We start from the raw sequence: 5,985 nt of genomic DNA on the forward strand, positions 1-5,985 counted from the left end.
AATCGGCATGGGAAGCCGGTATAAAAACGATTAGAAAACTCCTACCGGCAGACACTTCTCTTTTAAATAAAGATGAGTGTACAATCGAAAAACTCGATCAGGCTCTTGATGAACTTGCAGCCTCTTCAAATCCGGTTAAAAAATATATTTTGAGAGCCATCATTCACTGCATCTCTTCTGATAAAGTTTTGTCTATTGAAGAAAAAGAACTAACACGAGCAATTTCCGAAGCTTTGGACTGCCCTATTCCAATGGGTGCTTTAGGGTGAGTTAAATTTTAAATGATAAACAGTTCATCCTCCCTCGGTTCTTACGAACCTCTTGCCCCCTTCGAAGGGGGATGCTTTATTTAATACCTTGTCTCGCCTGCCTCAATGGTTTCTGGAAAAACACTTTAACACTTTAGTAAACATTAATCGTGAACTATTGCAGTTCCCCGATATTCATCTACCAGATGCAGTGGTCGCGGGAATGTGATAATAAATGCATCTGAAAGTCTGTTTAATGCAATTTCGTGAGCCCTTTGAGCATCCTCGAACTGTGCGAACGTCCCGACTAACACTTCGTAGAATCGGCCTCTTTCAATCACAAATACAATTTCTTCAGGGTTCTCAAATTCATTACCCAATAGTTCATGGAAAATCTCTTTCACCCGATTCGCGGCCTCATAGCTTGTGGCTGCAAAAACCTGGACGTAATGTCCGGCAGGGACTTCACTCTTGAGAACCTGATCTCTTTCCTGAGCACTCTCTTCAACTGAAACCTCCAGGTTATCGAGCCTGTATTCGAGCGTATCAATTCTGGCTTCAAGGAGTCTCGTAAACTCCTCCAGTCGTTCAATTTTTTCCTGACTATTCTTTTCAGACTCATTAAACTGCTCTTCTATCTCCGTCAACTTGGCACGCTGAGCCTCTATCTCCTGACTTGCAGCCTTAAACTCCTCAGTGCTTTGGATAAAGTTATCATACTCGTCATCCGTTAATCTCTTAACCGCAGGTGAAAGATTAAGAGGTTTAGCATCACCCCGTCCAAAGTTGATGCGAATTCCGCCGGTAGCCATGCCCACCTGATCGAAAGGGAATCCCCGCCTCTCATTATCCAGTCCGTTGGAAGCCATTTTTACTTCAAACTGTGAAAAAACATCAACAGAATTTGTGATACTGAACGCTACTCCCAAACCACCGAGGATAGCTGACTCATTTCCGCTGACCTCTTCATCATCAAGCTTATAGTTGAAAAAATCCTGTTCAAAGCCGACAATCAGATAAGGGTTTAACCATTCAGAGATTTGGTTGCGTCGGTAAAGGCGATTAAAATTGAAGGTATTTTTTATAGATGCAGAATGAATAACAGTTTCGAAACCCTCCTCACCAACACCCTTAATAGTATTGTAACGGTAACCCAATTCAGCCGACCAGAATGGAGAAATTGCATATTGGATACCTCCGCCGAAATTGTACGTTGTTTCAGTAAACGTATTGTAATTACTGCCAAAGATCTGATTGACATCATCCGGATAACCTAATGTAGCTCCTCCGTAAAGTGACAGACTCACTCTTCTGTAATCATTACTATTCTGTGCAAAACCATCAGCAGCAAAAAGCAGAAGCATTATAAAAACGCCCAAGCTGCGTCTCATCTCTGTACTAGTCATTTTAATCAAATATCAATTTTCACTATTCTTGGTGTAACTATCTGAATCTCAGTAGTGTAGAGATTCATACCCCAAATACAACCATTCATTCTTTATTAGTAGTAAATTACACTCCATACTTATTTTTTCACATTTAGTTTTCTTAACAAGGCCCTTTTAAGCTTAAATTGTTTTAACCCATGAATAACGTTCAAAAAAACATCAAAGCCCCTCACGGTACAAAACTAAGCTGCAAAGGTTGGCATCAGGAAGCAGCCATGCGCATGCTAATGAACAATCTGGATCCGGATGTAGCCGAAAAGCCGGAGGAGTTAATCGTATACGGTGGAGGCGGGAAGGCTGCAAGAAACTGGGAAAGCTATCACCGGATTATTAAAACACTGCAGCGGCTGGAAAATGATGAAACTCTGTTGATTCAAAGTGGAAAACCGGTTGGCGTTTTTCGTACGCATGAAGAAGCTCCGCGGGTGCTGATTGCCAATTCCCATCTGGTACCGCGTTGGGCTACCTGGGAAGAGTTTCGGAAACTCGACAAAATGGGGCTGACCATGTACGGACAGATGACGGCCGGTTCATGGATTTACATTGGTTCGCAGGGAATAGTGCAGGGCACCTATGAGACTTTTGCCGAGTGTGCCCGGCAGCATTTTGACGGATCGCTGAAAGGAAAACTAGTGGTCACAGCCGGACTTGGCGGAATGGGTGGCGCTCAGCCGCTTGCCGCCACTATGAATGGTGCGGCTTTTCTGGGAATTGAGGTGGATGAGAGCCGGATCGATATGCGAATCAAAACCGGCTATTGCGATGTAAAATGCACCGATCTGGATGACGCTTTGGATAAGGTGATGAATGCCAAGGCAGATGGAAAGGCACTGTCTGTAGGTTTAGTGGGCAATGTAGCAGAAGTGCTTCCCGAACTGATGCATAAAGGCGTAATTCCGGATGTATTGACCGACCAAACTTCCGCTCACGATCTCCGGCTTGGATATATCCCCGCCGGGTACACACTCGAACAAGCTGCTGAAAAACGTGAAATTGATCCTGAAGCATATGAAAACGATGTTCTGGATTCGATGGTGGCCCACGTTCAAACCATGCTCGACATGCAAAAGCGCGGAGCCGTCACCTTCGATTATGGAAACAACCTGCGGGGTCAGGTGGCTGATCACCGTGGTATGAAAGAAGCCTTCGATTTCCCGGGATTTGTCCCGGCCTATATTCGTCCGCTCTTTTGCAAGGGATCCGGGCCGTTCCGCTGGGCAGCTCTCTCCGGTGACCCCGAAGATATTGCCGTCACCGATAGAGCGATTCTCGAAACCTTCCCTGAAAAAGAGGCTCTGCATCGATGGATACACGAGGCGCAGGAGAAAATCCACTTCCAGGGTTTGCCTTCCCGTATCTGCTGGCTGGAATATGGCGAGCGGGCTGAAATGGGAGAGAAGTTCAATTGGCTGGTCAAAAAAGGGAAGGTCAAGGCGCCAATTGTAATTGGCCGCGATCATCTCGATACCGGTTCGGTTGCCTCACCAAATAGGGAAACCGAGGCGATGAAAGACGGATCGGATGCCATTGCCGACTGGCCGCTGCTCAACGCTATGCTTAACACGGCCAGCGGAGCGAGCTGGGTGAGTCTGCATCACGGGGGTGGAGTCGGTATTGGATATTCCATTCACGCGGGAATGGTCTGCGTTGCCGACGGTACGGAAATGGCCGACCGCAGATTGCGCCGGGTTCTCACTAACGATCCCGGAAGCGGAGTTATGCGCCACGCCGATGCCGGATACAATCTGGCGCAGGATGTAGCCAAAGAACGAGGTGTAGATCTGCCCGGAATTACAGATTAACTTGTACTCTGAGTCGCCTGACTCGGGGATTTAGTCTAATTTCACACATCAAATCGTATTCCGTTAACCGAATATTATATCTCCTAACGAAGTCCATAGGTGAATCTTCAACATTTCCATGTATTGGGTCAACGGACGAATCTTTTCCACTAAGCTTTCGTAGATTAAATTGGCTTTTAAAAACCGTCCGTCAATTTTAGCTGATTAAGTAATCCTTATGGAAACTATCCTCATTATATTCGGAATTCTTTTGATGATCACCGGATTGATCGGTGCATTTCTCCCGATCCTACCGGGTCTCCCATTCTCTTATGTTGGTTTATTAATGCTTCAATTTACTGAAAACCCGCCCTTCAGCTTGCGTTTTATGATTGTATGGGCAGTAATCGTAGTCATGATTCAGTTTTTGGAGCAGATCGCCTCTGTGGCCGGAGCGAAAAAGATGGGTGCTTCATCTTATGGAATCTGGGGAAGTATTATTGGGGCTGTCGTTGGCTTTTTCATGTTCCCACCATTAGGAATTGTTTTCGGACCGATCATCGGTGCGTACGTTGGTGAACTGATCAACAAAAAAACTTCTCAGGAAGCGCTCCGGTCGGCAATGGGAGCCGTATTGGGATTTTTTGTCAGCACCTTCATCAAAGTGATTGCAGCCATAATCATGGCTTATCATTTTGTAGTCAATGCATTTTAATATCCCTCTTAACTATACTATAAGCAAAAATTCTCCCCTCGAGGGGAGTACTCCGTTTACGGAGGGTGGGGTGTAAAAGCTATATTTAATTCTCTTAACGTAAGTTCGAGATATAAATCTGAATTTTGATGTCAAAAGTCCCCTCATTTTCCAAGGAGGGGCTCCGAGCCAAGCGATTCACACGAAGTGATTTAGGGGTGGTTCAAACAAAGTCCGGTTTCAATATTCTAACTTAAAATCCTTACATCGAACTTACGTTTTTTAAGAAAATCATGAACACCCCTCTTAGTCTCCCCTTATTAGGGGAGACTTTTTTTGATTTCCAGTAAAGTTCTCTCAGGACCACAGAAACACGGAAAATGAAAGAACCCACCATTTTTATTCCGTACTTCCGTGGTTTTAAAGTATAACACTTAACATCAAGCCCATATAAACCATGAAAGTTGTTACACTGCCCGAAATCACTCTCATTGGAATCGAGGTTAAAGCCCATTGGAAAGAGCTCCATCAAAAAATCCCCGCTGCATGGGAACAGCTTTTCACCCGAAAGGAAGAGTTAACCAATGGAACCACAGATACTTACACAGAAATATCTGTAAACGTGAAAGACGAGATCTATACTCAAATTGAGGGTGCAGAAGTAAAAACAGGCCAGCTGGTTCCGGCGGGAATGACCTCTCTTCAAATTCCCAAACAGTCTTATCTGCATTTTCATCACACCGGGCCACTCACCGAAATTGCCGAGTCATTCGGCAAAATGTATCAGTGGGCTGAAGAAAATCGCATGGCCGCTGACGAGTTTAAAGTAGACCGCGGCTATCTGCCCGGCCTGCCTGATTCTCCTCACGATCTATATATCAGGATAACTGAATAGAACGCATCTAGTAGGCAATCGCTGCTGCTTCCCGTCGCGGATCGGCGCCGGTTCGTAGTACTCCGTTCTCCCGATCAAGCCAGATCATTTGGGCGCCGCCAAAGGTTGCGCTCCAACCGTCTATAACCTGTAAATCATGTCCCTTTAGCCTGAGTTGATCCCGAACTTCAAGCGAAATCCTGTTTTCGATGGCTACACGCGTTCCATTATTGCTTCGGTAACGTGGAGCCTCAATCGCCTCCTGAGGATGCATCCCAAAAACGAAGATATTGTGTAAAACCTGGATTTGAGTCTGAGTCTGTCCATGACCTCCGGGCGTACCCAGCGTCATATTAAAATGACCTTCAGAGTCAGTTACCATCACCGGAGTTAAGGTATGAAAAGGGCGTTTTCCGGGTTCAATGATATTCGGATGTCCCTCTTCCAGTGTAAATCCGCCTCCGCGATTCTGTAGCACAATCCCGGTTTCGGGCTCTACCAGTTTCGAACCAAAACTCGAAAATAAACTCTGAATCCAGCTCACTGCGTTTCCGTCTTGATCCACCACCATCAGGTAAACGGTATCTCCATCACCCGATGCCGGATCTGAACCGATTTCATCCCCAAAACCGGCCTCTGCCGATTCCATTGCCTGATCCGATACCAGGCCGGCTCGCTCCGTTAAGTACTCATCATCCAGAAGTTGATCAAGCGGTGCCGGACTTTTGTCAAAGTCGGTCACCCAGCGGTCTCGATCGGCAAATGCCAGTTTTTTGAGCTCCACCAACGTGTGAATATAGTCTGCACTGTTATGGTCCATCTCAGCTACATCAAGTTGCTCCGACATTTTTAACTGCATTGGGAGGGCAATGCCCTGTGAGTTAGGCGGTTGAACATAAACGTTCTTATCCAGGAATGAACTTGAAATGGGCTCCACCCA

Annotated in this window: 5 protein-coding genes and 1 pseudogene; 4 read left to right on the plus strand and 2 right to left on the minus strand. The window is 45.8% G+C overall.

Going from position 1 to position 5,985, the window contains the following annotated elements; all coding sequences use genetic code 11:
• Nucleotides 1–269, plus strand: a pseudogene (locus tag ACESM0_RS12315) (hypothetical protein); the annotation flags it as partial.
• 143 nt (nucleotides 270–412) lie between these two features.
• Here ACESM0_RS12315 and ACESM0_RS12320 read toward each other — a convergent pair.
• Nucleotides 413–1,654 (minus strand): SPOR domain-containing protein, encoded by a 1,242-nt coding sequence (locus ACESM0_RS12320; RefSeq protein ID WP_372906508.1) that lies wholly within the window; start codon nucleotides 1,652–1,654, stop codon nucleotides 413–415.
• Between the two features lie 179 nt (nucleotides 1,655–1,833).
• Here ACESM0_RS12320 and hutU point away from each other — a divergent pair, with 179 nt between their 5' ends.
• From hutU to ACESM0_RS12335, 3 genes are all read left to right on the plus strand, one after another.
• A complete protein-coding gene (gene hutU / locus ACESM0_RS12325) occupies nucleotides 1,834–3,498 on the plus strand; it encodes a urocanate hydratase (RefSeq protein WP_372906509.1) in 1,665 nt (554 codons plus the stop codon).
• Nucleotides 3,499–3,715: 217 nt separating this feature from the next.
• Nucleotides 3,716–4,192: a DUF456 domain-containing protein gene (locus ACESM0_RS12330; RefSeq protein WP_372906510.1), complete on the plus strand. Its 477-nt coding sequence runs from the start codon at nucleotides 3,716–3,718 to the stop codon at nucleotides 4,190–4,192.
• A 436-nt stretch (nucleotides 4,193–4,628) separates the two neighbouring features.
• Nucleotides 4,629–5,066 (plus strand): GyrI-like domain-containing protein, encoded by a 438-nt coding sequence (locus ACESM0_RS12335; protein ID WP_372906511.1) that lies wholly within the window; start codon nucleotides 4,629–4,631, stop codon nucleotides 5,064–5,066.
• 7 nt (nucleotides 5,067–5,073) lie between these two features.
• Here the strand turns inward: ACESM0_RS12335 and ACESM0_RS12340 are convergent.
• The coding region (locus ACESM0_RS12340) for a gamma-glutamyltransferase family protein (RefSeq protein ID WP_372906512.1) at nucleotides 5,074–5,985 on the minus strand (912 nt) is incomplete at its 5' end.

The organism is Rhodohalobacter sp. (assembly GCF_041686455.1).
In the GTDB taxonomy this organism is placed as follows: Bacteria; Bacteroidota; Rhodothermia; order Balneolales; family Balneolaceae; genus Rhodohalobacter.

Coding starts and splice junctions, on each gene's coding strand:
- ACESM0_RS12320 (WP_372906508.1), bottom strand. CDS start 1,654: ATGACTAGTACAGAGATGAGACGCAGCTTGGGCGTTTTTATAATGCTT.
- hutU (WP_372906509.1), top strand. CDS start 1,834: ATGAATAACGTTCAAAAAAACATCAAAGCCCCTCACGGTACAAAACTA.
- ACESM0_RS12330 (WP_372906510.1), top strand. CDS start 3,716: ATGGAAACTATCCTCATTATATTCGGAATTCTTTTGATGATCACCGGA.
- ACESM0_RS12335 (WP_372906511.1), top strand. CDS start 4,629: ATGAAAGTTGTTACACTGCCCGAAATCACTCTCATTGGAATCGAGGTT.